Annotated in this window: 19 protein-coding genes and 1 tRNA gene; 10 read left to right on the top strand and 10 right to left on the bottom strand. The window is 63.6% G+C overall.

The window, feature by feature from the left end:
- Window positions 1-168 precede the first annotated feature (168 nt).
- Together GGR23_RS06805 and GGR23_RS06800 are read right to left on the bottom strand one after the other, a co-directional pair.
- Window positions 169-245 (bottom strand) — tRNA-His (locus GGR23_RS06805).
- A 131-nt stretch (window positions 246-376) separates the two neighbouring features.
- Window positions 377-826: a phasin gene (locus GGR23_RS06800; RefSeq protein ID WP_183365412.1), complete on the bottom strand. Its 450-nt coding sequence runs from the start codon at window positions 824-826 to the stop codon at window positions 377-379.
- A 243-nt stretch (window positions 827-1,069) separates the two neighbouring features.
- Between GGR23_RS06800 and GGR23_RS06795 the strand changes: the two genes are divergently transcribed.
- Window positions 1,070-4,798 carry an ATP-binding protein gene (locus GGR23_RS06795; RefSeq protein WP_183365411.1) on the top strand — a complete coding sequence of 1,243 codons (3,729 nt, stop codon included), beginning with the start codon at window positions 1,070-1,072 and terminating at the stop codon, window positions 4,796-4,798.
- Between the two features lie 142 nt (window positions 4,799-4,940).
- Window positions 4,941-6,554 carry an ABC transporter permease gene (locus tag GGR23_RS06790; RefSeq protein WP_246365107.1) on the top strand — a complete coding sequence of 538 codons (1,614 nt, stop codon included), beginning with the start codon at window positions 4,941-4,943 and terminating at the stop codon, window positions 6,552-6,554.
- A 245-nt stretch (window positions 6,555-6,799) separates the two neighbouring features.
- Here GGR23_RS06790 and GGR23_RS06785 read toward each other — a convergent pair whose 3' ends face one another.
- A complete protein-coding gene (locus GGR23_RS06785) occupies window positions 6,800-8,755 on the bottom strand; it encodes an acetoacetate--CoA ligase (RefSeq protein WP_183365410.1) in 1,956 nt (651 codons plus the stop codon).
- Between the two features lie 192 nt (window positions 8,756-8,947).
- Between GGR23_RS06785 and GGR23_RS06780 the strand changes: the two genes are divergently transcribed.
- Entirely contained in the window at window positions 8,948-9,193 is a 246-nt protein-coding gene (locus tag GGR23_RS06780) for a DUF6460 domain-containing protein (protein WP_183365409.1), read from the top strand.
- A gap of 51 nt (window positions 9,194-9,244) precedes the next feature.
- Here the strand turns inward: GGR23_RS06780 and GGR23_RS06775 are convergent, their stop codons facing one another.
- The 5 genes from GGR23_RS06775 to GGR23_RS06755 form a co-directional block, all read right to left on the bottom strand.
- Window positions 9,245-10,066, bottom strand: coding sequence for an ABC transporter permease (locus GGR23_RS06775; RefSeq protein WP_183365408.1), 822 nt, complete (start codon window positions 10,064-10,066; stop codon window positions 9,245-9,247).
- Window positions 10,063-10,959, bottom strand: a complete 897-nt coding sequence (locus GGR23_RS06770; protein ID WP_183365407.1) for an ABC transporter permease subunit — start codon at window positions 10,957-10,959, stop codon at window positions 10,063-10,065. Before GGR23_RS06770 ends, GGR23_RS06775 begins: the two co-directional genes overlap by 4 nt.
- Before the next feature lie 11 nt (window positions 10,960-10,970).
- A complete protein-coding gene (locus GGR23_RS06765) occupies window positions 10,971-12,113 on the bottom strand; it encodes an ABC transporter ATP-binding protein (RefSeq protein ID WP_183365406.1) in 1,143 nt (380 codons plus the stop codon).
- Window positions 12,114-12,192: 79 nt separating this feature from the next.
- On the bottom strand, window positions 12,193-13,284 hold the full coding sequence (locus GGR23_RS06760) for a polyamine ABC transporter substrate-binding protein (RefSeq protein ID WP_183365405.1): 1,092 nt from the start codon (window positions 13,282-13,284) through the stop codon (window positions 12,193-12,195).
- Between the two features lie 150 nt (window positions 13,285-13,434).
- Window positions 13,435-14,853 (bottom strand): helix-turn-helix domain-containing protein, encoded by a 1,419-nt coding sequence (locus GGR23_RS06755; protein ID WP_183365404.1) that lies wholly within the window; start codon window positions 14,851-14,853, stop codon window positions 13,435-13,437.
- A gap of 229 nt (window positions 14,854-15,082) precedes the next feature.
- Between GGR23_RS06755 and aceA the strand changes: the two genes are divergently transcribed.
- Together aceA and GGR23_RS06745 are read left to right on the top strand one after the other, a co-directional pair.
- Window positions 15,083-16,372, top strand: coding sequence for an isocitrate lyase (gene aceA / locus GGR23_RS06750; protein ID WP_183365403.1), 1,290 nt, complete (start codon window positions 15,083-15,085; stop codon window positions 16,370-16,372).
- A gap of 109 nt (window positions 16,373-16,481) precedes the next feature.
- Entirely contained in the window at window positions 16,482-16,724 is a 243-nt protein-coding gene (locus GGR23_RS06745) for an SMc00767 family acetate metabolism repressor (protein WP_183365402.1), read from the top strand.
- A 289-nt stretch (window positions 16,725-17,013) separates the two neighbouring features.
- Here GGR23_RS06745 and GGR23_RS06740 read toward each other — a convergent pair whose 3' ends face one another.
- Together GGR23_RS06740 and GGR23_RS06735 are read right to left on the bottom strand one after the other, a co-directional pair.
- The gene (locus GGR23_RS06740) at window positions 17,014-17,154 is read right to left on the bottom strand and encodes a hypothetical protein (protein ID WP_183365401.1); all 141 of its coding nucleotides are present in this window, start codon (window positions 17,152-17,154) and stop codon (window positions 17,014-17,016) included.
- Window positions 17,155-17,459: 305 nt separating this feature from the next.
- Window positions 17,460-18,644, bottom strand: coding sequence for an aminoacetone oxidase family FAD-binding enzyme (locus GGR23_RS06735; protein ID WP_183365400.1), 1,185 nt, complete (start codon window positions 18,642-18,644; stop codon window positions 17,460-17,462).
- Between the two features lie 131 nt (window positions 18,645-18,775).
- On the opposite strand from GGR23_RS06735, the gene GGR23_RS06730 reads away from it, so the two are divergent.
- The 5 genes from GGR23_RS06730 (at window position 18,776) to edd (ending at window position 25,759) form a co-directional block, all read left to right on the top strand.
- The gene (locus tag GGR23_RS06730; RefSeq protein WP_183365399.1) at window positions 18,776-20,206 is read left to right on the top strand and encodes a glutamine synthetase family protein; all 1,431 of its coding nucleotides are present in this window, start codon (window positions 18,776-18,778) and stop codon (window positions 20,204-20,206) included.
- A 14-nt stretch (window positions 20,207-20,220) separates the two neighbouring features.
- A complete protein-coding gene (locus tag GGR23_RS06725) occupies window positions 20,221-21,504 on the top strand; it encodes an NAD(P)/FAD-dependent oxidoreductase (protein ID WP_183365398.1) in 1,284 nt (427 codons plus the stop codon).
- Between the two features lie 144 nt (window positions 21,505-21,648).
- Window positions 21,649-23,124 carry a glucose-6-phosphate dehydrogenase gene (zwf, locus tag GGR23_RS06720; RefSeq protein WP_183365397.1) on the top strand — a complete coding sequence of 492 codons (1,476 nt, stop codon included), beginning with the start codon at window positions 21,649-21,651 and terminating at the stop codon, window positions 23,122-23,124.
- 4 nt (window positions 23,125-23,128) lie between these two features.
- Window positions 23,129-23,824, top strand: coding sequence for a 6-phosphogluconolactonase (gene pgl, locus GGR23_RS06715; RefSeq protein ID WP_183365396.1), 696 nt, complete (start codon window positions 23,129-23,131; stop codon window positions 23,822-23,824).
- 108 nt (window positions 23,825-23,932) lie between these two features.
- Complete coding sequence (edd, locus tag GGR23_RS06710) at window positions 23,933-25,759, top strand: phosphogluconate dehydratase (RefSeq protein WP_183365395.1); 1,827 nt, start codon at window positions 23,933-23,935, stop codon at window positions 25,757-25,759.
- Window positions 25,760-25,847 lie beyond the last annotated feature (88 nt).

The following is a 25,847-nucleotide window of genomic DNA, read 5'->3' as shown; positions in this document are numbered from 1 at the left end:
TTGACCAAAGCGGGACACCGCAGAGCGGGATGGTAAAGGAAGGGTAAAGGCCGCACGCCAAAGAGTGGCAGGTCATAAACCATCCCGACGCAACCGCGCCGGACGATGACAGCCAGCCGCCTCAAAGCGCCGACAAACAGCCGGAATAGCAAGGGAAACAAGGGAGAATGGTACGGTTGAGTGGGGTCGAACCACTGACCTCAGGTGCCACAAACCTGCGCTCTAACCAACTGAGCTACAACCGCACGAACCGCGTGACCGCGACATGCGGGTCACATACGCAAGGTCTTTTGATATTGCAAGACCTTTTCTGTTCATACCATGAAAAAGGCCGGGCACAAAGGCCCGGCCCCAGCCTTGGGAGGCACTGTGCGGATCAGGCGGCCTTGAAGGTCGAGAGGGCCTTCTCGGCGGCGTCCTTTGCAGGCTTCGAGACGGACTCGGCCAGCTTGCGGGTAGCGTCCTGCATGGTCTTGGCCTGTTCGACGGCCACTTCAGCCTGCTTGCGGATGAAGGAGGTCTGCAGCTCGAAGAATTCGGCAACGGACTTCACGCCCAGCAGGGCTTCCATGTGAGCGAAGGACGATTCGGCATTGGTGCGCAGCGCGTCGATGGCCTTGAGGCCGAGATCGACGGTACCGGCCTGGGCGGACTGAACCGTGGTTTCGACCGTCTTGCTGGCTTCTTCGGCGGCGGCCTTCATGCGGGCAAACGCCTGCTTGGACTGTTCTGCGCCCTTCTCGGCGAAATCGCGCAGGCCTTCGGTGACCTTTGCCGGGTCGAATGCGGATACGGAAAAGACGTCTTCGTTCTTCTTGGCAGCCATGGGATGCACTCCTTGTGCGGGGGCGCGTCAGGATGTGGGGCGCCCGTGTTCATCTATGTCCCGTCATATAGCACGGGATTTTGTGCATTGCAACATAAGCCACAAATTTTTGTGCAGCGCGTCAGCGCGTTAACCTTCTTCTCCAATTTCCCCCGAGGCTTATGGACCTTTCCGGGGCTGTGCACGTATTAAGATTGTGTTAACTTGTGGCTCAAGGCATCCCACGCGGATACAGGATCGGTCATGCCCGCAGTGCAGTATCCTTTCATCGACATCGCCGTTCACGAACGGGTGAAGGATCATTTCGCGCGGGGCGAAGCGCTCGTGCTGTTCTCCGTCGACCTCAAGGATGTCCTCTGGGCCAACGGTGCGGGCGCACGGCTCTTTGGCAAGCCGGTTCTCTATGACCTGATCGAGGATGGCCCCAATTCCAACGACGTCACCTTCCGCCAGGTGGAGACAACGGCACACCAGCTGCGCGCGGAAGGCGACAGCCGCGGGTTCCTGATCCGCATTCCCTCCGGTTTCCAGCGGGTTCCGGTGCAGGCGGTGGTGGAACGCATCCGGCTGACGCGCGATGTGGACGCGCTGCTTTTTGCCGCGCCGGTCAGTGCGTCGCCGCTTAAGATCGAGACCATCGCCGCGGACATGCTGAAGGGCTTCGACGATCCCGACACCCACATGGCGGTGCTTGGCGGTGACGGCGAAGTGCTTGCCGCATCCACGGGCTTCGGCGGGCTGAACCTGACGCCGGCAACCGCGCGCGGCCTGGTGACCATGGTCGGCGCCCATGCGGAACGGCTGGTCAAGCGCCCCATTCCCACCGCAAAGGGCTATCTCCCGGCAGCAATCGGCAAGGTCAGCGATACCCCGCCCATGCATCTGCTGTTTGCTGTGGAGACGATCCTTGGAAACATGGGTCCTGCGAGCGGCTTTCCGGAAGAGGAACATCCTGGCACCGCAGCCGAAGAAACGGCGCCTGCCGCACCGCAGAGCTTCATGGACGACACAGCCGCTTCGGTGACGCCCGATGCGCCGGCCGATGATCCGGTGGCCGACGGTCCGGCCGAAAGCCATGGCAGCGACGCCACTGACATTCCCGGGGAAACAGCGGCCGGGGAAGACACGGCCTCCTTCGAAACGGCAGAGGAATCCCTTGCCGGCGATGAGACAGCCGCACCCGAAGCCCCCGAGCCGGGGGCGGAAGACGATCGCGCAGCCGAATCCGTCGAAACCGACGGAAGCACCAACGATGCGCCCGACAGGCCCGACGAGGCTGCAGCCGGCGAAACGCAGGCAGGCGACCTGCCGTCGGGTGAAGACGCCTTCCGCGTCAACCGCGCCGCTCGGCCAACCCGTTTCGTCTGGAAGATCGATGCGAACGGCCATTTCTCCGAGGTGTCGCCCGAGCTTGCCGATGCGGTCGGGCCGCATGCTTCCTCGCTGTCCGGCGTTGCCTTCACCGATATTGCGAGCCTTCTCGATCTCGATCCGGAAGGAAAGATAGCCGAGCTGCTCGGCCGTCGCGACACGTGGTCCGGCAAGACGATCTACTGGCCGATCGAAGGCACCAGCCTGCGCGCGCCGGTGGATCTGGCAGCACTTCCCACCTACAAGCGCAACCGCGAGTTCGATGGCTTCCGCGGCTTCGGGATCGTCCGTCTTTCGGACGCCATCGAAGATCCGCAGGCCATCGGGCTGACGCTTGGCGATGCGCCGGAAACGGCCGCGCGCGAGGACGAGGCAACCGCCCGCAGCACCCTGCCGGAGACGTCCGAGCCCACCGCCGAGGAGGAAAAGGCATCCGCAGAACTGCTCTTCGGCGACGACGCCAATCCCGAACAGGACCCGGGTGAGCCGGAACAGGGCGCCGATCTCGGCGACGGATCGGCCGGAATCCAGGAAACGGCGACCGCCGGCCCTGCGGAAGACATGGCGGAAATGACGGCAGAGGCGGCGAACGACGCAGAAGCCGTGGCCGGGCCGGAGATGCCGCAACCGGAAGCGGAAGCCCCCCGTCCCGAGCCGCCGGTATTCCGTCGCGTCACCGCCGCACCGGAATCCGACAAGATCATCAAGCTGGAAGAACGCAGGCTTCGCAATCGCGAGGGCCTGACGCCCGGAGAACAGGAAGCCTTCCGCGAAATCGCACGGCAGCTGGAGCCCTTCCGCAGGGAGGACGAGGACGAGCGGCTCGTTGCCGATGAAGCGGATGCCTCTGCCGCCGGAACGCCGGGTCATGGCGCGGAACCGGAAGCCGGACCCGCATCGCCTTTTGCCGAAGCCGGCCCCGCGCCCCTCGATGAAAGAGAGGCGGCAGAGAACGATGGGAATGGGCGGGCCGAGAGCGAGGCCTCCTCCGGCACGGAAGAGGCCGCGGCTTCTGCCGCTGAAGACGAGGCAAGCAGGCGTCATCTCGACGAACAGCTGGAAATTCTGGCGAGCTCCATTCCGGCGCGCACCGCCATGAGCGGGGGCCTGACCGCCGATGTCATCGATGAAATCCCCGTGGCGCTCCTTATCCATGCCGGCGATCGGCTGATCCACGCCAATCCGGAATTCCTGAAGCTGTCCGGCTACGACACTCTTTCGGCCCTCGAAGCGGTCGGCGGGCTCGACTCGCTGCTCCACCACCGCGATCTCGAGGACATGCCGGAGCGGTCCGGCGGTCTTTCGCTGGTCCGGGCGGACGATTCGCTCGTTCCCGTGACGGCGCGCCTCCAGTCGGTGCGCTGGGAAGACGCCAATGCGCTGCTTCTCGCGCTCATTCCCTCCGGCCCCCGTCCGCAGACGGCTCCGGAGACGGACGTGCGGGACCCCGACGAAGAGCGTCTCAATCAGCGGATCGAGGAACTGCAGGTGGAGGTCGACGAGCTGCGCTCGATCCTCGAAACCGCGACCGACGGCGTCGTCATCATCGGCCCGGAAGGCGACATCCGCTCCATGAACCGCTCCGCGAGCGCCCTCTTCGACTATGACGAGGCGGAAACGCGCGGCAAGCCTTTCGTCATGCTCTTTGCCCATGAAAGCCACCGCGCGGTTGCCGACTATCTGTCGGGCATGACCGGCCATGGGGTTGCAAGCGTTCTCAATGACGGACGCGAGGTGATCGGGCGCGAGGCTTCCGGCGGCTTCATCCCGCTGTTCATGACCATCGGCCGCCTCTCGGCCTCCAACGGTTTCTGCGCCGTCATCCGCGACATTACCCAGTGGAAGCGGACGGAAGAGGACCTCAAGAACGCCAAGCGCGCCGCCGAGACCGCGAATGCGCACAAGAGCGAGTTCCTCGCCCGGGTGAGCCATGAAATCCGCACGCCGCTGAACGCGATCATCGGCTTTTCCGACATGATGGCGATCGAGCATTTCGGTCCGATCGGACATCCGCGCTACGTGGAATATGCCAATGACATCGCCCGCTCCGGGCGGCTGGTGCTCGATATCGTGAACGACCTCCTCGACATCTCGAAGATCGAGGCGGGCGAGATGGATCTCGAATTCACCGCCGTCGGGCTCAACGATGCGGTTTCGGAAGCGGTAGCCCTCGTCCAGCCGCAGGCGCAGGCAAGCCGCGTGATCATCCGGACCGCCTTCTCCGAAAGCGTCCCGGACGTGGTGGCGGATCTTCGATCCATCAAGCAGATCGTTCTGAACATCCTGGCCAATGCCATCCGCTTCACGCAGGCCGGAGGCCAGATCGTGGTATCGACGGCCTACGAGCCAAACGGCAGCGTGGTGCTCCGGATACGGGATACCGGCGTGGGCATGACCCGCGCGGAGCTGGAGCAGGCGATGAAGCCGTTCCGCCAGGTGACCCCGGGCACGCGCAAGCGTGGCGACGGAACCGGGCTCGGCCTGCCGCTGACCAAGGCGATGGTGGATGCCAACCGGGCAAACTTCACCATTCAGTCGGCTCCGAACGAAGGCACGCTGGTCGAAATCACCTTCCCCTCGCCGCGCGTCCTTGCGAACTGATCGCCATTTGCTCTAAAGCAGGAACCCGAAACCCCGCTCGCGCGGGATCGAGAACAGCAAAGAGGCCCCCAAGCCCGTGCCCAGGTCCCCTGCCCTTCCGCAAACCGGAGACAGCCGCCAGGCCCGCACCGAACGGTCCGGCCTGAGCCTCCTGTCCGTGGTGATCGCGCTCGCCGTGCTCCTGCCCGTGGCTGCCATCCTGTGGCTGGCGGCAACGGGAGGCATGGATAGCCTTCCCCATCTTTTCGGCGTGGTCTTTCCGCGCGCGGCCGGGCGCACGCTCGAGCTCCTCGTGCTCACGGGCTTCTTCGCCGCCTTCTGGGGAATTGCCACTGCCTGGGTGACGACGGCCTGCGATTTCCCCTTCCGGCGGCTGCTGACGGCGGCGCTGGTGCTGCCGCTTGCAATACCCGGCTACCTCGCGGCCTATGCCTTCGGGGAATTCCTCGACTATACGGGTCCCGTTCAGGCGGGGTTGCGCGCGCTGTTCGGCTTCAAGTCCATGCGCGAATACTGGTTTCCGGATATCCGCTCCATGGGCGGGGCGGTGCTGGTGCTCAGCTCCGTGCTTTATCCCTATGTCTTCCTTGCCTGCCGCGCGATGTTCCTCATGCAGGGGCGCGCCGCAGCCGATGTGGCGCGAACGCTGGGCGCGGGCCCGCTGAAGGTGTTCTTCCGGGTCCAGCTGCCGATGGCTCGGCCGGCCATTGCGGTCGGCCTGTCGCTGGTGATGATGGAAAGCCTCAACGATATCGGGACCGTGGAATATCTCGGCGTGAACACGCTGACCTTCGCAATCTATGACAGCTGGCTGAACCGCGGCAGCCTGGGGGGCGCAGCGCAGCTCGCCTGCCTGCTGCTTCTGGCCGCCGGAGCGCTCATCGCCGTCGAACGGGCTGCCCGGCGGCGCCAGCGCTTCGCCTCCGGCAAGACCACGACGGTGGTGCACGATGCGATCCGAATCCGGCTGAAGGGCGCAAGGGCGCTCCTCGCCACCCTCGTCTGCCTTGTGCCCGTCCTGCTCGGCTTCGTCATTCCGGTCAGCGTGCTCGGAGGCTACGCGCTTCGCCGGCTCGACCACCTGACCGACAGCCGGCTTCTCGATGCCGTGGCGACGTCGATGGTGGTATCCGGACTTACGGCGATCCTTGCCGTGGCGCTGGGCTTCCTGCTGGCCTATTCGGGACGAACGGCGCGGTCGCCCGCCGTGGGATTGTCCGCGCGCGTCGCGTCCCTGGGCTATGGCGTACCGGGCACCGTGCTGGCGCTCGGCGTTCTCCTGCCGTTTGCGGCCTTCGACAATGTGCTCGACCAGAACATGCGGGCACTCTTCGGTGTCTCGACCGGCCTGCTGCTGAGCGGCACGGGCTTTGCGATCATCTATGCGCTGACGGTCCGTTTTCTGACCATGGCGGAGGGGTCCATCGATTCGGGCTTCCAGAAGCTCTCGCCCCACCTCGACATGGCCGCCCGGACGCTGGGGCGCACCCGGGTTCAGGCGCTCGTATCCGTTCTTCTGCCGAACCTGCGTCCGGCGATCCTGACGGCCATTCTCCTGGTCTTCATCGAGTCGCTGAAGGAGCTTTCCGCCACGATCCTGCTGCGGCCCTTCAACTTCAACACGCTGGCGACGCTTGTCTGCGAGGATGCCTCGCGGGCGAAGGTGGAGGATGCCTCCGTCGGAGCGCTGATCATCATCCTGGCAGGGCTCATCCCCGCACTCCTCGTCTCGCGCTCGCTTGACCGCGCCCGCTGACGGCCTCGCATCCAAGCCAAAAAAAAGGCAGCCGAAGCTGCCTTGATAAGTGTGATGCTGTTCAACGAGCGCTCGAGTCGAGTAACATCATGTTTCGGGAGCAACGCGGCTCCAAGTCGGTTCCATCATTGACCGACCCCAAGATGCCTCACTCTTGCCAAACCTTTCCTAAGAAAGTGTTGATGTCCCGCACCTTGGCACAGTTTCCTTGATATCCGTCGGGAAGACGCCGGACGCGCCTTCACTCAGGCGGATTTCAGCTCGGGAAGATCGGCGAAAAGTGCGAGCGCCTCGGGATTGGCAAGGGCCTCCTTGTTCTTCACCGGGCGTCCGTGCACCACCTCGCGCACGGCCAGTTCCACGATCTTGCCGGACTTGGTGCGCGGAATGTCCGCGACGGCGACGATCTTCGCCGGAACATGCCGCGGAGAGGCGCCGGTGCGGATCTTCGTCTTGATTTTGTTGACGAGTTCCGGCGTCAGAGCCTGCCCGGCTGCAAGCCGGACAAAGAGGACAACCCGCACATCGTCGTCCCAGTCCTGGCCGATGCAGAGGGCCTCGACGACCTCCTCCAGCTGCTCCACCTGATTGTAGATTTCGGCCGTTCCGATGCGCACGCCGCCCGGGTTCAGCGTGGCGTCCGAGCGCCCGTGAATGACGAGCCCACCATGGGCGGTCCACTCTGCAAAATCGCCGTGACACCAGATGTTGTCGAAGCGCTCGAAGTAGGCAGCCCGGTACTTCCGGCCCCCCTCGTCGTTCCAGAACATGACAGGCATGGAGGGGAAGGCGCGGGTGCAGACGAGTTCGCCCTTCTCGCCCCGCACCGGCTTTCCGTCATCGTCCCAGACGTCCACGGCAAGGCCGAGGCCCGGGCCCTGGATCTCGCCGCGCCAGACCGGCTTCAGCGGATTGCCGAGGACGAAGCAGGAGACGATGTCCGTGCCGCCAGAGATCGAGGCAAGCTGCACATCCGCCTTTATGCCTTCATAGACGAAGGAGAAGCCTTCCGGCGAAAGCGGCGAACCGGTGGAGGTGACAAGGCGAAGCGCGGAAAGATCATGGGTCTTCGCCGGTTCGATCCCTGCCTTGCGCACGGCATCGATGTATTTTGCGGAGGTGCCGAAGACCGCGAAACCTTCCCGCTCCGCATAGTCGAACAGCACCTTTCCGTCCGGATAGAAGGGCGAGCCGTCATAGAGGCAGAGCGTGGCGCCCACAGCCAGACCCGATACGAGCCAGTTCCACATCATCCAGCCGCAGGTGGTGAAGTAGAAGAGCTTCTCTCCCTGCTTCAGCCCGCAATGAAGGCGATGCTCCTTGAGATGCTGGAGTAGCGTGCCGCCAGCGGAGTGGACGATGCATTTCGGCACCCCGGTCGTGCCGGAGGAGAAGAGGATGTAAAGCGGATGGGAGAAGGGCAGAGCCACATATTCCACCTGCTTTGCAGCATGAGGTGCGATGAAATCGGCAAGCGTGCGTGCATTGCCGATCAGCGAGACCGCCGCGGCGGCATCGCCCGCATAGGGCACCACCAGCGCAGGCACGCCGAGCTTTGCGGTAACCGCAGCCGCCTTGCCGGCAACGTCCTGCTTCTTGCCGTTGTACCAGTAGGCGTCGCAGGTGATGAACAACTTCGGCTCGATCTGGCCGAAGCGGTCGAGCACGCCCTGTTCGCCGAAATCGGGCGAGCAGGAGGACCAGATGGCTCCGATCGAGGCGGCGGCGAGCATCAGCGCCACCGTTTCGGGCATGTTGGGCATCATCGCGGCAATGCGGTCACCCTTGCCGATCCCCATCGCGCGATAGGCCTGCTGCAGGCGCGAGACAAGCCCATGCAGGGCATCGAAGCTCATCCGACCTTGCGCCTTGTCCTCGCCGACGAAGATCATGGCATCGGTGCTGCCGGTGTGGGAGAGCAGGTTTTCGGCGAAGTTCAGCCTCGCATCGGGAAAGAACCGGGCCTCGAGCATCCGCTCGTCGTCGATCAGGAAGCGATCGCCCTTCTCGCCCCTGACGCCCGAGAAATCCCAGACCGCAGACCAGAAGAGGTCGCGCCTGTCGATGGACCACTGATGGAAGGAATCGTAATCGCTGAAGGAAAGAGCATGTGTTTCGCTGACGAAATCCATGAAGGCGCGCATCGGCGTCGCAGCCTTGAATTCCTCCGATGGCACCCACAGCGGCTTGTCGTCGAGCATTCGTCCCTCCTCACGATTGTGCGTCGTTTATATCATGCTGCATTGCATTATAAAGGCACCCTTGCGGCCCGCTTGCGTGCCTGCACCCGCGTCCTGTTCCATGCGCGCCCTCGTCCTCCCGCCCGGGGATTCCTCCGGGCAAGGCAAAAAGAATATGATGAACAACGAATCATCGCTCTGGGGGAGTGAAGGATGCGGCGGATCGTGTGGGGACTGATCAAGCTCGGCCTGGCGTCACTGCTGGCGGGATGGCTGCTGGGCCTCTTCGGCATTACGGCAGACACGCTCCTGGAAGCGGCAAGCCTGTCGCGGCAGCAGGTGGCAGACAGGATGGCGGATGCAGCCGCATGGGCCGCACCGCGGCTGACGCTTGGCGCGCTGATCGTGGTTCCCGTCTGGTTCTTCACCTATCTGTTCCTGCCATCGGCCGAAGACTGAACAGGCAAAAGGGCCGGCACCGGCCGGCCCTCAGTGGTGCCTTGAGACCGGTCAGGGCTGGGCCATGGCCATGCGTTCGTCGCGCTTGCGCTGCACTTCTTGCCGCTTGGTGATGATCGACGCGATCACTACGCCGGTCGCGATGAAGGCGATCATGATCGTCGAGACCGCATTGATCTCCGGCGTCACCCCGAGGCGTACCTGGCTGTAGATCTTCATGGGCAGCGTCGTTGCGCCGGGGCCGGAGGTGAAGCTCGCAATCACGAGGTCGTCGAGCGACAGCGTGAAGGCCAGCATCCAGCCGGACACGACGGCCGGCAGGATCACCGGCAGGGTTACCTGGAAGAAGGTGCCCACCGGTGTCGCGCCCAGATCCATCGCCGCCTCGTCCAGAGAGCGGTCATATGTCACCAGACGGGACTGGACCACCACCGCCACGAAGCACATGGTCAGCGTCACATGGGCGAGCGTCACCGTCCAGAAGCCGCGATCGAAGCCGATGGCGACGAAAAGCAGGAGAAGCGACAGGCCGGTGATGACCTCTGGCATGACGAGCGGTGCATAGACCATGCCCGAAAACAGCATGCGGCCATTGAAGCGGGTGTAGCGGTTGAGCGCCAGCGCCGCGAGCGTGCCGAGCACGGTGGCGATGCTGGCCGAAAGCAGTGCCACGCGGATCGTCACCCAGGCGGCATCCATGATGCCCTGGTTGCTGAACAGCGAGACATACCATTTGGTCGAAAAGCCTCCCCACACCGTGACCAGCTTCGACGCATTGAACGAGAAGATGATCAGGATGAGGATGGGCAGGTAGAGGAAGGAAAAGCCCACCACGACCGACAGGATGTTGAAACGGCTCCAGGTCGTGTTCATCGTCCGGCCTCCTCTGCTTTCGCCTGCGCGTTCTGGAAGAACACGATGGGTATGACAAGGATGAGCAGCAGCACCACAGCCACGGCCGAAGAGACCGGCCAGTCACGGTTGGAGAAGAACTCGTTCCAGAGCGTCTTGCCGATCATCAGCGTTGCCGAGCCGCCAAGCAGGTCCGGGATCACGAACTCGCCGACCGCGGGAATGAAGACCAGGAAGCAGCCCGCGATGACCCCGGGCAGCGAGAGCGGGAAGGTCACCTTCCAGAACGCGCCGGTCGGCGTGCAGCCGAGATCTTCCGCGGCCTCGACGAGCGAGTAGTCCATCTTCTCCAGCGCCGAATAGATCGGCAGCACCATGAAGGGCAGGTAGGAGTAGACGATGCCGATGAAGATGGCGGTGTTGGTGTTCAGGATCTGCAACGGCTCGCTGATGAGCCCGAGGGAGATCAGCAGCTGGCTGAGCAGTCCTTCCGGCTTGAGGATGCCGATCCAGGCATAGACGCGGATCAGGAAGCTGGTCCAGAAGGGCAGAATGACCAGCATCAGCAGCGTCGGGCGGATCGAGGACGGCGCCCGTGCCATGCCATAGGCAACCGGATAGGCCACCAGGAGCGTCAGGACGGTCGAGACCGCCGCGATGATGACCGATGAGATATAGGCCCGGTAATAGAGGGGGTCTTCCGTCAGCCAGACATAGTTGTCGAAGGAAAGCTGCTTGATCTTTTCCCAGGTCCCGGTGCCGTCGAAGACGGGGTCGTAGGGCGGCATCTGGATCGCCGTCGTCGACAGCGAGATCTTGAAGACGATGAAGAAGGGGACGAGGAAGAAGATCAGCAGCCAGGCATAGGGCACCAGGATGACCAGCCGGCTCGTGACCCATTTGAGCGGGTTCATGATGCGTCTCCTCAGCTCGTCAGCACGATACCGGCATTCGCCGGGAAGGACACCCAGGCCTGCTCGTCCCAGCCGAAAGGTTCCTCGGCCTCTCGGGTGGCATTCATCTGGGAAATCTTGATGACCTTGCCCGAGGCAAGGCGCACGTGGAAGACGGTCATGTCGCCGAGATAGGCGATGTCCCAGATCTCCCCTTCGGCAGCATTGACCGACGGGTCCGCGGGGCGGGCCTTGGTGAGGCGGATCTTCTCCGGACGAATGGCGTAATGAACGGTGGCCCCCGGCGTCACGGCAACGGCGCTCTCCGCCCGGATCGGGAATCCGTCCGTGCCGGCAATCTCGATGCGGTTGCCCTCCGCCTTCTCCACCTTGCCCTCGAACAGCGTCACGGAGCCGATGAAATCCGCGACGAAGCGGGAGTTCGGCGCCTCGTAGACTTCCGCAGGCGTTGCCACCTGCTTCACCTGGCCGCGATCCATGATGGCGATGCGGTCGGCCATGGTCATGGCCTCTTCCTGGTCATGGGTCACGACCATGAAGGTGAGGCCGAGCTCCTGCTGAAGATCCATCAGTTCGAACTGGGTTTCCTCGCGCAGCTTCTTGTCGAGCGCGCCGAGCGGTTCGTCGAGCAGCAGCACCTTCGGCCGCTTGGCGATGGAGCGGGCGAGTGCCACGCGCTGACGCTGGCCACCGGAAAGCTGGTGCGGCTTGCGCTTGCCGAACTGCTCGAGCTTCACGAGCTTCAGCATCTGCGCCACGCGATCCTCGATTTCGGATTTGGCCATGCCATCCTGCTTGAGGCCGAAGGCGATGTTCTTCTCCACCGTCATGTGCGGGAAAAGCGCATAGGACTGGAACATCATGTTCACGGGGCGGCGATAGGGCGGGATGCCCGACATTTCCTGCCCGTCGAGCAGGATACGGCCGCTGGTGGGCTGCTCGAAGCCCGCGAGCATGCGCAGCAGCGTGGACTTGCCGCAGCCGGATGCTCCGAGCAGGGCGAAGAATTCGCGCTGGAACACGTGCAGCGTGAGGTCATTGACGGCGATGAAGCTGCCAAAGGCCTTCGTGATGTTCTCGAATGCGATGTAAGGTTTTGCAGAAGGATCATTCCAGGGCGCAAAGGAGCGCCGGATGTTTCCCAACGATTTCATGATTGTCCCCTCGAAGCGATAGGTCGCTCTTTTCGTTAAAAACCCCGGCGCCTTCGAGCGCCGGGGTCTCATCCTTTCCTCACTGACCGGTCACGACCTTCGCCCAGACCCGGGTCACGACCCGTTGCTCCTTCGGATTGGTGGGCGTGGTGGTGAAGAGATTGGCGAGGGTTGCCTCATCCGGATAGACGGCGGGATCGGAGGTGATCGCCTTGTCGATCATCTCCTGGCTGGCCTTGTTGCCGTTGGCATAGACCACGTAGTTGGACGCCTTGGCGGCGACATCGGGGCGCATGATGTAGTTCAGGAACTCGTGCGCCTCTTCCACATGCTGGGCATCGGCCGGGATCGCCATCTGGTCGAACCACATCAGCGCGCCTTCCTTCGGAACGGCATAGCCTACATCGACGCCCTGCTTGGCTTCTGCGGCGCGGTTGCGGGCCTGGAAGATGTCACCCGACCAGCCGACGGCCACGCAGATGTCGCCATTGGCGAGGGCATTGATGTATTCGGAGGAATGGAACTTGCGGACATAGGGGCGGATCGCCAGCATGGCTTCCTCGGCCTTGGCGAGGTCTTCGGCCGACTTGGAATCCGGGTTGAGGCCCAGATACTTCAGCACGCTCGGCAGGATGTCCGTCGGCGAGTCCAGCATGTAGATGCCGCAATCGGCCAGCTTCTTGGCCTGTTCCGGATCGAATACGGTCTTCCAGCTGTCGATCTGGTCGGTGCCGAGCCGCTCCTTCACCTTGGCCTTGTTGTAGCCGATGCCGGTGGTGCCCCACATGTAGTTGATGGAATACTCGTTGCCGGGATCGTAGATCGCGGTGCGCTCGGACACCACATCCCACATGTTCTTGAGGTTCGGAAGCTTCGACTTGTCGAGCTTCTGGAAGACGCCGGCCTGGATCTGGCGGGCAAGGAAGATCGCGGTGGGAACCACCACGTCGTAGCCGGAAGAGCCGGCGAGAAGTTTCGTTTCGAGGATTTCGTTGGAGTCGAAGACGTCGTAGACGACCTTGATGCCGGTCTCCTTCTCGAAGTCCTTGATGATGCTGTCGTCGATGTAATCCGACCAGTTGTAAACATTAACGACACGGTCTTCGGCATGTGCGAATGCAGTCGCGACGAGCGTCGCCAGTGCAAACGTCATTGTCCGGGTAAACTTCATGATTTTCTCCCTTTTCGATGGTCCAGGCCGGTTCTTTTTGCCCGTGAGCCATCGTTGTTGCCTCTGAGGAAGACTATGAAGGAAAACAGTAGGCGGCAAGGGGGGCCGCGCAGAATCTAACTAAGTGTTAATTTCCGGCCCCCAGAGGACCTACTGGAAGTCGAAGGCGCTGAGCCCGGTTACCATCTCGTCGAGGCCGAGAGGCCGGGTGACAGGAGGCTCGGCGCGCGAGAGGCAACCCTGTCTCTCGCAGAGCCGGCAGGCGGTCCCGATCGGAAGAACCGGAACGCCGCCCCGCACCGCCTGGCCGTAAACCGTCTCCTCGGCGAAGGCGGCATCGCAGCCGATCAGGATCGCCGTTCGCCGCACCCGCTCCTGAAATGCCACATGCGGGCCGTCGAGGGTTCTCGCGATCAGCAGGTAACGGGTGCCATCCGGCATGTCCGCCTGATCGACAAGGATCTGCGAAGGTTGCGCGAAGGTGCTGTGGATATTGAGCTTGGGACAGCCGCCCCCGAAGCGGGAATGGGGAAATCCCTGTGCGCCGGCCCGCCGCAGGCGATTGCCCGCATGATCGATTTCCATGGTGAAGAAGGCGATACCGGAGGCACCCGGCCGCTGCAGCGTCGTCAAGCGGTGGGCGGCCTGCTCGAAGGAAACGCCGAAGCGCACCCGCAGGAGATCGAGATCGTAGCGCAGGCGCTGGGCCTGGGCCAGAAACTCCCCGTACGGCATCATCAGCGCATGGGCGGCGTAGCGGGCCAGCTCGAAGCGCGCGATCCGCCGGGCCTCGCTGCCCGAAAGGGCAAGCCCTTCCAGCTGCTCCATGATCTCCTCCCGAAAGGCGAGTAGGCTTGCTTCCTGAGCGATCTCCCGAAGCTGCTCGTGAACGGAAAGGCGCTCGGATATGAAGAGCCGCATGGAATGCCGGTCGAACCGGCGCCTCTGGGTGGGCATGGCGTGAACCGGCAGCGTGCGCACGACGATGCCATGTTCGGCGCGCATCCATTCCTTCAGCGGAATGAGCAGCCCCTCCCCCGCACCGAGCCGGGCGTGAAACCGTTCCGCAGCCTCGTCGATGGCCGCAAAATGATTGGGTCGCCGCTCCAGGGTCTCGCGCACCTCGTCCATGGGAAGCCGCGTTCCGGAAAGGGACGTGTCGTGCCCCTCTCGCGCCAGAAGCTCCGCAAGATCGGTGAGCCGTGCGGCCTGCTCGCGATAGGCACGGTAGAGCTTGACCATGCCGTTGGCAGCATTCGGCGCGGCTTCGGCTATCTCCACCAGTTCCTGGTCTCCGGGCAGCTCGCCCGCCAGAAGCGGATCGGCGAAAACCTCGCGCAGGCCGCCCGCCATGTCCCCGCCCCCGCCGCGGATTTCGTCGAGATCCACCTTGTAGACGGCGGCCAGCTTCAGGAGCAGCTGCACGGTGAGCGGCCGCTGGTTGCGCTCGATCAGGTTGAGATAGGAAGGGGAAATCTCCAGCGCCTCGGCCATGGCGGTCTGGGTGAGGTTCAATCCGTTCCGGATGCGGCGCACCCGGGGGCCGGCAAAGATCTTGTTTTCCGCCATTTGTCACGCCTTTTACAACTTTGGTCGAAACGGAGACTTTACATTTTTTACAAATTTACACAGCCGGCTTGTCAAAGACAAGACATCATAACCCTTTTAACGGGCGGATTTATCGTATTTTTCTGGTGGCTTTTCGCAGTGCAGTGTAAAACCAGTCACATCAAAGGCGGCCACGAGTTCCCAAACTGGCCAATCAACCGGGCAACCGGATCGACCATGGAGAATGGATATGACTGATTTTTACAATCTCATCCCCAGCGCACCGAAGGGCCGTTACGACGGTATCGAGCGCACCTATACCGCCGAGGACGTCAAGCGTCTGCGCGGCTCGGTCAACATCCAGTACACGCTTGCCGAAATGGGCGCGAACCGCCTGTGGAAGCTGATCCATGAAGAGGATTTCGTCAACGCGCTCGGCGCGCTCTCGGGCAACCAGGCCATGCAGATGGTCCGCGCGGGCCTCAAGGCCATCTACCTCTCCGGCTGGCAGGTTGCCGCCGACGCGAACACCGCCTCGGCCATGTATCCGGACCAGTCGCTCTATCCGGCCAACGCCGCTCCGGAGCTTGCCAAGCGCATCAACCGCACGCTGCAGCGTGCCGACCAGATCGAGACCCAGGAAGGCAAGGGCCTTTCGGTCGACACCTGGTTCGCCCCGATCGTCGCCGATGCGGAAGCCGGCTTCGGCGGCCCGCTCAACGCCTTCGAGATCATGAAGGCCTTCATCGAAGCCGGCGCTGCCGGTGTTCACTACGAAGACCAGCTTGCGTCGGAAAAGAAGTGCGGCCATCTCGGCGGCAAGGTTCTGATCCCGACCGCTGCCCACATCCGCAACCTGACCGCCGCGCGCCTCGCCGCTGACGTCATGGGCACGCCGACCCTCATCATCGCCCGCACGGACGCCGAAGCCGCCAAGCTTCTCACCTCCGACATCGATGAGCGCGACCAGCCCTTCGTCGATTACGATGCCGGCCGGACGGTCGAAGGCTTCTATCAGGTTCGCAACGGCATCGAGCCCTGCATCGCCCGCGCCATTGCCTATGCGCCCTACTGCGACCTGATCTGGATGGAAACCTCCAAGCCGGATCTCGAACAGGCCCGCAAGTTCGCCGAAGCCGTACACAAGGCACATCCCGGCAAGAAGCTCGCCTACAACTGCTCGCCGTCCTTCAACTGGAAGAAGAACCTGGATGACGCAACGATCGCCAAGTACCAGAAGGAACTGGGCGCGATGGGCTACAAGTTCCAGTTCATCACCCTGGCCGGCTTCCACCAGCTGAACTACGGCATGTTCGAACTGGCCCGCGGCTACAAGGATCGCCAGATGGCCGCCTATTCCGAGCTGCAGCAGGCGGAATTCGCCGCCGAAGCCAACGGCTACACCGCGACCAAGCACCAGCGCGAAGTCGGCACCGGCTATTTCGATGCGGTCTCGCTCGCCATCTCCGGCGGCAAGTCCTCGACGACCGCCATGAAGGAATCGACCGAGACGGACCAGTTCAAGCCGGCCGCCGAGTAAGTCACCGAGACCGGGGTGGCGGGCCTTCTATCAAGAGCCCAGCCCGCCGCTTCCGCCACCGCCCGAGGGCGATGGCATCCTGCAACGCCAAGCAACAAGGAGTATCCCGATGGCACCGCAGACACGCGTTAAAGAACGGGCCGAGGAACAGGCATCGGCCATGAGCGCAGACCAGCAGGCCATGATCCGCATGGTGGCCAACGACCTGCATCGCCTGAACCAGTCCGTGATGAAGGCGGTGGATGCCGGTGTATCCGTGGAGCTCGTCCGCTCCGCCCGTCACCATGGCGGCGGCGGCAACTGGGGGGATCTCCTGATCCCCGTCATCCTGACCCAGGGCCCGACGGCCTGACAACCCGAGGTCCCGCCCGAAGCGGGACCTTTTCCATAGCCCGGCTACCCTGCTGCCGGGTTATTGCCGCGCAGGTTTTCGGATCACAGGCCACGGGAGGCTGTGCCGGAGACCTGCGCGGATTTCGTTTCTGGTGGAACCGGATCGAGAGAGACCGGAATGCTGGCGTGAACGGCACGGATTGCATCCGGCCGATTACCCGAAGCGGATGTCTGTCTCGTATACGAATGGAAGCTGCCTCCCTCAGCGGAGGCAGGAACTCCCCTGGCAGCGACGCTGCCCGAAATCATCAGCCGACGAGTGCGAAACCCAGGCCGATGGAGAGAATGACGAAACCGGTCATATAGCCCAGTCGGAGCCATGCATCACGGCTGTGCTTTTCAGTGGCGGCGATGGCAATGGCGCGAGCGCGACGACGGTTCTCTTTCATGTCTGGCCTACCCTTCCTGAACGTGAACATCCCGGCCCGAAAAGCGGTTATCGAAGGGGCACATCATCCGATCGCCCGAACGAACCTGCTTCAACAACTGGCCACCAGCGCCAACCTCATGTTCAGGGCGACGCCCCGCTGGCTTATGGGTCAGGATGCCATCCGTTCATTAACAAGCATTAAAGCATGGCCGAATTGCAGCAGTTCATGCTTTTGTCATGAGGGGAGTATGGACCCGCTTCCGCGCCGCTGCAAGTCAGGAATGATACGGAGAGGCGGCCTGCGGCAGAATGTTGCTGGCGGCCTCAGGCCGCTTCGCCCGCCGCATGGCCGGAGGCCCAGGCCCACTGGAAGTTATAGCCGCCGAGCCAGCCCGTGACGTCCACGCATTCGCCGACGAAATAGAGGCCGGGCACGTCCCGCGCCTGCATGGTTCGGGAATCGAGGGCCCGCGTGTCGATCCCTCCCACCGTGACCTCCGCCGTACGGTAGCCCTCCGAGCCGCCGGGAACGATCTCCCAGGACTGAAGGGCGAGCGCCGCCTTCTGGAGGGCCTTGTCCGAGAGGTCCGCCAGCGGACGATCGACCCCCAGCACGTCCGAAACATGCTGGGCAAGCCGCTTCGGATAGTGATCGGCAAGCACCGTCTGCAGCGCCTGCTTGCCGCGAGTGGCCTTGGCAGCCTTGAGCGCCGCGAAAAGATCGAGATCCGGCTCGAGCGACAGGGTGATCCGGTCGCCCTCCCTCCAGTAGGACGAGATCTGCAGGATCGCGGGGCCTGAAAGCCCGCGATGGGTGAAGAGCACCGCCTCGCGAAATGCGGTTTTCCCATGGGAAACCGATGCGGAGACCGACACGCCCGAAAGAGGGGAGAGCCGTTCCAGCAGCATCGGCTCCAGCGTCAGCGGCACCAGACCCGGGCGGGTCTCCACCATCGGCAGGCCGAATTGCGCGGCGATCTGATAGGCGAACCCGGTGGCGCCCATTTTCGGAATGGATTTGCCGCCGGTCGCAACGATCAGGCTTTGCGCCTGCACCTCTCCTTCGCTGCCGAGCCCGACGCGAAAGCCGCTTTCCGTCAGGGCGATCTCGCCGATCTCCGTGCCGAGCCTCAGCTCGCCGCCGGCAGCCTTCAGTTCGTCGAGCAGCATGCGGATGATGTCCGTGGCGCTATTGTCGCAAAAGAGCTGGCCCAGCGTCTTCTCGTGCCAGGCGATCCGGTGGCGATCCACAAGGTCGATGAAATGCTGCGGCGTATAGCGGGCGAGCGCAGATTTCGCGAAATGCGGGTTCTGCGAGAGATAGGCTTTCGGGCCGGCATGAATATTGGTGAAGTTGCAGCGTCCGCCGCCGGAAATGCGGATTTTCTCGGCGGGCTTCGAGGCATGATCGACCACCAGCACGCGGCGTCCGCGCTGGCCGGCGCGAATTGCCGCCATCAGCCCGGCAGCGCCTGCGCCCAGCACCAGAACATCCACTCTTGCCGCCACTTCGGCCCCTTTTCCGTCCAGAAAGCACCCTGTTCCCCCGGAAAAGCGGCAAAGTCAATATACTGCCCCCCTCGCTTATTTGTCGCGAGTGGATATGATGTCTTTCATTATCAACGTCCAACTGGTGGGACATGCCTCTGAAAAAAAGCAAAGCAGACAAATCATCCAAATCGAAAAACGCGGATACCGCTGCCGCCCAGTCGCTCCGGGGAGTGAAGAACTGGAAAGAAGCGGGAGAATGGCTCCGCGCCCGGGGTATCGAGGATATCGAATGCATCACGCCCGACCTTGCGGGTGTTGCGCGCGGCAAGATGATGCTGACCTCGAAATTCAACGAATCCACATCGCTTGCGCTTCCCAATGCCGTCTTCCGGCACACGATATCGGGAGAATATCCCGATGAATCCGGCGGTTTCCGCTATGACGCACGCGACAGCGACCTGAAGCTTCTGCCGGACCTTTCCACGCTCGCCATCGTTCCCTGGGAAGAAGATCCGACCGCGCAGGTGATCTGCGACGTGGTCGACATCGACGGCGAGCAGACGACCTACACGCCGCGCAACGTTCTGCGCAGGGTGGTCGGGCTCTATGCGTCGAAGGGCTGGAAGCCCGTGGTGGCGCCCGAAATCGAATTCTATCTCGTCGCCATGAACGAGGATCCGGATTACCCGCTCCAGCCTCCGAAGGGACGATCGGGACGCACCATCCTCGGCGGCCAGGGGTATTCGATTGCGGGCGTCAACGAGTTCGACGAACTGATCGACGACATCTATGCCTTCTCCGAAAAGCAGGGGCTCGAGATCGACACCCTTATCCACGAGGAGGGACCGGCGCAGCTGGAGATCAACCTCAGCCACGGCGATCCGCTGGAGCTGGCAGACCAGGTCTTCATGTTCAAGCGCACGATCCGCGAGGCGGCCCTGAAGCACGGCATCTACGCCACCTTCATGGCCAAGCCGCTGCAGGGCCAGGCGGGTTCCGCCATGCACATCCACCAGTCCGTGGTGGACCTGAAGACCGGCAAGAACATCTTTTCCGAGCCCGATGGCCAGGAATCCGATCTCTTCCGCCACTTCATCGGCGGCATGCAGCGATACGTGCCGAATGCGCTCGCGATGATGGCGCCCTACGTGAACTCCTATCGTCGCCTGACGCCCGGCATGTCGAGCCCGGTCAACACCGCATGGGGTTATGACAACCGCACCACGGCCTTCCGCATCCCGGTTTCCGGCCCGGCGGCGCGGCGTGTGGAAAACCGGCTGCCCGGCTCCGATGCCAATCCTTACCTGGCGCTCGCGGCCTCGCTGGCCTGCGGCTATCTCGGCATGGTCAACGAGATCGAGCCGACGCCACCGGCGGACGGAACGGTCAATGACGGGCGCATCGATCTGCCCCGCGGCCTTCTCGAGGCGGTGGCGCTGCTCGAGGCGGAACCGAGCCTTGCGGGCTGCCTCAGCGCGGAATTCGTCGGCATGTATGCCGGGCTGAAGCGGGGGGAATTCGAAACCTTCATGCAGGTGATCAGCCCCTGGGAGCGGGAATTCCTGCTTCTCAACGTCTGAAGGGCCGGTCCATCATGTGGCAAAGCCCCATCGCCCCAGGAATTTCCTGGTATCAGGCGAGCGCTGGAGAGCGGCCGGAATATCCGGCCCTCGACGGCTCTCTGAGCACGGACGTCGCCATCATCGGCGGCGGCTATACGGGTCTTCAGGCAGCCTACAACCTTGCAAAAGCCGGCGTTTCCGTAACGCTGATCGAGGCTGCCCGCTTCGGTGACGGTGCTTCGGGCCGCAATGGCGGCCAGATCGGCACCGGCCAGCGCGCATGGCCGGACGAGATGGAACCCGAATTCGGCTTCGAGCGCACCAGGGCGCTCTTCGACATGGCGGAGCGCGCCAAGAAGCATCTGCTCTCCTTTGCGGAAACCCATGCGATCGACATGGAATACATGCCGGGCTACATGAGCGTCTCGCACAAGGCGGGCAAGGATGACGAGTATCGGCGGACCGCCGAGATCATGTCCGGCCGCTATGGCTACCGCCACATCCGCTTCATGGACCGGGCGGAAACGGAGGAGCGGGTCGGTTCCAGGCGCTTCTCCTGCGGCGTCTATGACGGCGGCACCGGCCACATCCATCCGCTGAAGCTGATCATCGGGCTGGCACGGGTCGCAGCCGGGGCTGGCGCTGCTCTCCACGAAATGACCCCGGCAACCGCCATCCGCCAGTCGGGGGGCAAGACCCAGATCGAGACCGCCCGCGGCACGATCACGGCGGATCGGGTACTCATCGCCACCAACGCCTATATCGGCAACCTGGAGCCGGTGACGGCTGCCCATGTCATGCCGATCCGCTCCTTCATCGGCGCCACCGTTCCGCTGGATCGATTCCCGCGGGTGCTGCCGGGCAGCGAGGCGATCGCCGACAGCCGGTTCATGGTGCGCTACTTCCGCAAGTCCCGCGACGGGCGGCTGATCTTCGGCGGGCGCGAGGCCTATACGGCCGCAAATCCCGCCGACATCTCCATTCACATCCGGCGCCAGATTGCGGAAATCTATCCGGAGCTGAGGGATGTCGAAATCACCCATTCCTGGGGCGGTTCGGTGGGGATCACCATGCCGCGCAAGCCCTTCGTGCGGGAGGTGATGCCCGGCGTGACCTCCATCGGCGGATATTCCGGCCATGGCGTGATGCTGTCCAACTATTGCGGAAAGCTCTATGCGGATCACGTGACGGGGAACGAAACCGATCTCGAACTGTTCCGCAACCTGAAGGTTCCGCCCTTCCCGGGAGGCGCTTCCCTGCGGGCACCGCTGCTTTTCCTGGCGCTCTCCTGGTACGCGCTGCTCGACCGGATCTGACCGGCGGCCACGCGCCGCCCCGACAGGCAGAAATGGAATCCTCGGCAACCGGACACGGTTTTCGAGGATTCGCATTCGCACGGACTGGCTTTTTTAAATCGATTAGATTATGTAGTCCCCATCCCGTATTCGAGAGACATGAGCATGACCAGCCAATTCATCCCCGTCGAGCCCTTTGATTGTGTCGTCTTCGGCGGCACAGGCGATCTTGCGGAGCGCAAGCTGCTTCCTGCCCTCTATCACCGGCAGATGGACGAGCAGCTGAGCGAACCCACCCGCATCATCGGCGCATCCCGCGCGCCGATGACCGACGAGGAGTATCGCGCCTATGCCCGAACGGCCCTCAAGGAGCATCTCAAGGGAGACGATTATCGCGAGGATCAGGTCGAGCGCTTCTGCGCGCGCCTCTTCTACGTTTCCGTCGATGCCAAGTCGGAACAGGGGTGGGACAAGCTTCGGGATCTTCTGGAAGAGGGCAAGGAGCGCATCCGCGCCTTCTATCTGGCGGTCGCGCCTTCCCTGTTCGGCCCGATCGCCGAGCAGCTGCGCGACCACAAGATGATCACCCGCCAGTCCCGCATCGTCGTGGAGAAGCCCATCGGCCGCGACCTCGCCTCCGCGCTGGAGCTGAACAACACGATCGGGAAGGTCTTCCGCGAGGAACAGATCTTCCGCATCGACCATTATCTCGGCAAGGAAACCGTGCAGAACCTGATGGCGCTGCGCTTTGCCAACGCGCTTTACGAGCCCCTGTGGAACTCCGCCCATATCGACCATGTGCAGATCACCGTCGCGGAATCGGTCGGGCTTGAAGGCCGCGCCGGCTACTACGACAAGGCAGGCGCGCTGCGCGACATGGTGCAGAACCACATGCTGCAGCTCCTCTGCCTCGTGGCGATGGAAGCCCCCTCCTCGCTCGAGGCGGAAGCCGTGCGCGACGAGAAGCTGAAGGTTCTGCGCGCCCTGAAGCCGATCAACAGCTCCAATGTCGAGAAACTGACGGTGCGCGGCCAGTATCGCGCAGGCGCTTCCGCGGGCGGGCCCGTCAAGGGCTATCTCGAGGAACTCGAAGGCGGGGTTTCCAACACGGAAACCTTCGTGGCGATCAAGGCCGAAATCGGCAACTGGCGCTGGGCGGGCGTGCCCTTCTACCTGCGCACCGGCAAGCGGCTTGCCGCGCGCATGTCGGAAATCGTCATCAGCTTCAAGCCGATCCCTCACTCCATCTTCGACGACGCCGCAGGCCGCATCACCGCCAACCAGCTCGTCATCCGGCTTCAGCCCGACGAGGGCGTGAAGCAGTGGCTGATGATCAAGGATCCGGGTCCCGGCGGCATGCGCCTGCGTCACGTCTCGCTCGACATGACCTTTGCCGAGGCCTTCAGCGTCCGCAATCCCGATGCCTACGAGCGTCTTCTCACCGATGTCATCCGCTCCAACCAGACGCTGTTCATGCGCCGCGACGAGGTGGAGGCGGCATGGAAGTGGGTGGATCCGATCCTCAAGGGCTGGGAAGCGACCGGCCAGGCCGTGCAGGGCTACACCGCCGGCACCTGGGGCCCGAGCCATGCGATCGCGCTCATCGAACGCGATGGCCGCACCTGGCACGAAGTGGGTTGAGACCATGAGCCGTTTCCACGAATTCGCGGGTGCGGAAGCCCTCGCCGAGGCCATGGCAGACCGAGTGGCGGCCACGCTGTCGGAAGCAATCGGCGCACGGGGCCGCGCGTCGATCGCGGTTTCCGGCGGCACCACGCCCGGGCGTTTCTTCGACGCACTCTCCACCCGTCCGCTCGACTGGGACAAGGTGGATGTGACTCTTGTCGACGAGCGCTTCGTTCCGTTCGACAATCCGCGGTCGAACCACGCGCTCGTCGCCGGGCGGCTCTTGAAGAATGCGGCGTCCGCGGCGCATTTCCTGCCTCTCTACCAGCCGGAGCCGACCGCGGAAGCGGCTGCCGCCACCGCATCCAGGACGGCGGGCGCCCTTGCCGCGCCCTTTGACGTGGTTGTGCTGGGCATGGGCGGAGACGGTCACACGGCCTCCTTCTTCCCGGGCGGCAGCCATCTTTCGCAGGCCCTCGACATGGGCACCGACGCCCCCATCCTCAGCATGGAGGCGGACGGCGCCGGCGAGCCGCGCCTCACTTTCTCCTTCCGGCGACTGCAGGATGCGCGCCTGCTGATCCTGCATATCGAAGGCGAGGCCAAGCGTTCCGTGCTGGAAAAGGCACAGGCCGGGCACGAGGAGACGGAGATGCCGGTGCGTGCCGTCCTGCGGCGCGCGGCAACCGAAGTCGATATCTACTGGGCACCCTGACGTGCCCGCCCCGGCCAGGCCGGGACCGCCGACCGGCACCAGGCCGGTCCCATGCAAGCGCCGCCCAAGGCGGCTGACCCTGAACGGCCATTGAACGGAAGGAAAGCCATGTCCTCCCAGACACCGCATGTCACCATCGCTGCCATCACCCGCCGCATCGTCGAGCGTTCCAGACCCACGCGCGAGGCCTATCTCGAGCGGGTAAGATCTGCCGTTTCGAAGAAGCCGCACCGTTCGGTGCTCTCCTGCGGCAACCTCGCCCACGGCTTTGCCGTCTGCGCGCCCGCCGAAAAGCAGGCACTCGCCGGCGACCAGGTGCTGAACCTCGGCATCATCACCGCCTATAACGACATGCTCTCGGCCCACCAGCCCTTCGAGACCTATCCGGCGATCATTCGCGAGGCGGCTCGCGAGGCGGGCGGCGTGGCGCAGGTGGCGGGCGGCGTGCCGGCCATGTGCGACGGGGTGACCCAGGGCCAGCCGGGCATGGAACTCTCCCTCTTCTCCCGCGACGTCATCGCCATGGCGGCGGGCATCGGGCTGTCGCACAACATGTTCGATGCCGCGGTCTATCTCGGCGTCTGCGACAAGATCGTGCCGGGACTGGTGATCGCCGCGCTCACCTTCGGCCATCTGCCCGCCGTCTTCGTGCCCGCAGGGCCGATGACTTCGGGCCTTCCGAACGACGAGAAGTCGCGCATCCGCCAGCTCTATGCAGAGGGCAAGGTAGGACGCGCGGAGCTTCTGGAGGCGGAATCCAAATCCTATCACGGCCCCGGCACCTGCACCTTCTACGGCACCGCCAATTCCAACCAGATGCTGATGGAGATCATGGGTTTCCATCTTCCGGGCGCATCCTTCATCAATCCCGGCACGCCGCTGCGCGAGGCGCTGACGCGGGAGGCGACGAAACGGGCGCTTGCCATTACCGCCAGCGGCAACGAGTTCACGCCGGCCGGCGAGATGATCGACGAGCGCTCGGTGGTGAACGGCGTGGTTGGCCTCCATGCCACGGGCGGCTCCACCAACCACACCCTGCATCTCGTCGCCATGGCGGCGGCAGCGGGCATAAAGCTCACCTGGCAGGATATTTCCGATCTCTCGGATGTGGTCCCGCTCCTTGCCCGCGTCTATCCGAACGGGCTTGCCGACGTGAACCACTTCCATGCGGCAGGCGGCATGGGCTTCCTCATTTCCGAGCTGCTGAAGGGCGGCCTGCTCCATGAGGATGTCAGGACCGTGGCCGGCGAAGGCCTTCAGTCCTATGCCATCGACGTCAAGCTCGGGGACAACAACCGCGTTCTGCGCGAGCCGGCACCGGCCGCAAGCGCCGATCCCAAGGTGCTTGCGCCGATCACCCAGCCATTCCAGCCGAATGGCGGTCTGAAGATGCTGACCGGCAATCTCGGCCGTGCCGTCATCAAGATTTCCGCGGTGAAGCCCGACCGCCACATCATCGAGGCACCGGCCATCGTCTTCCACGACCAGCAGGAACTGCAGGATGCCTTCAAGGCCGGCAAGCTCGACCGCGACTTCATCGCCGTCGTCCGCTTCCAGGGACCGAAGGCCAACGGCATGCCGGAACTGCACCGCCTGACCCCTCCCCTCGGCGTGCTGCAGGACCGCGGCCACCGGGTGGCTCTCGTCACGGATGGGCGCATGTCCGGCGCTTCAGGCAAGGTTCCGGCTGCAATCCACGTGACCCCCGAGGCCAAGGACGGCGGCCCGATCGCACTGATCCGGGACGGCGACATGCTGAGGCTCGATGCGGTTTCCGGAACGCTGGAGCTTCTGGTTGGCGCGGAAGAGCTGGCGGCACGCGCACCCGCAAAGGCCGACCTTGCCGCGAACGAATTCGGCATGGGCCGCGAATTGTTTGCCTCGTTCCGTCTGCTGGCTCGTCCGGCAGATGAAGGGGCGGGGGTGTTTGCCTGAACGCCGACGACCTTGATGCGGATTGCCGACAAAGGGCCGGATTGCTCCGGCCCTTGATCTTTACAAACAATTAACCTCTTAATATGAT

This window comes from Gellertiella hungarica, assembly GCF_014197145.1.
GTDB lineage: Bacteria > Pseudomonadota > Alphaproteobacteria > Rhizobiales > Rhizobiaceae > Gellertiella > Gellertiella hungarica.
Note: the sequence above shows the minus strand (reverse complement) of the source record. Positions and strands in the feature narration are given on the sequence as shown.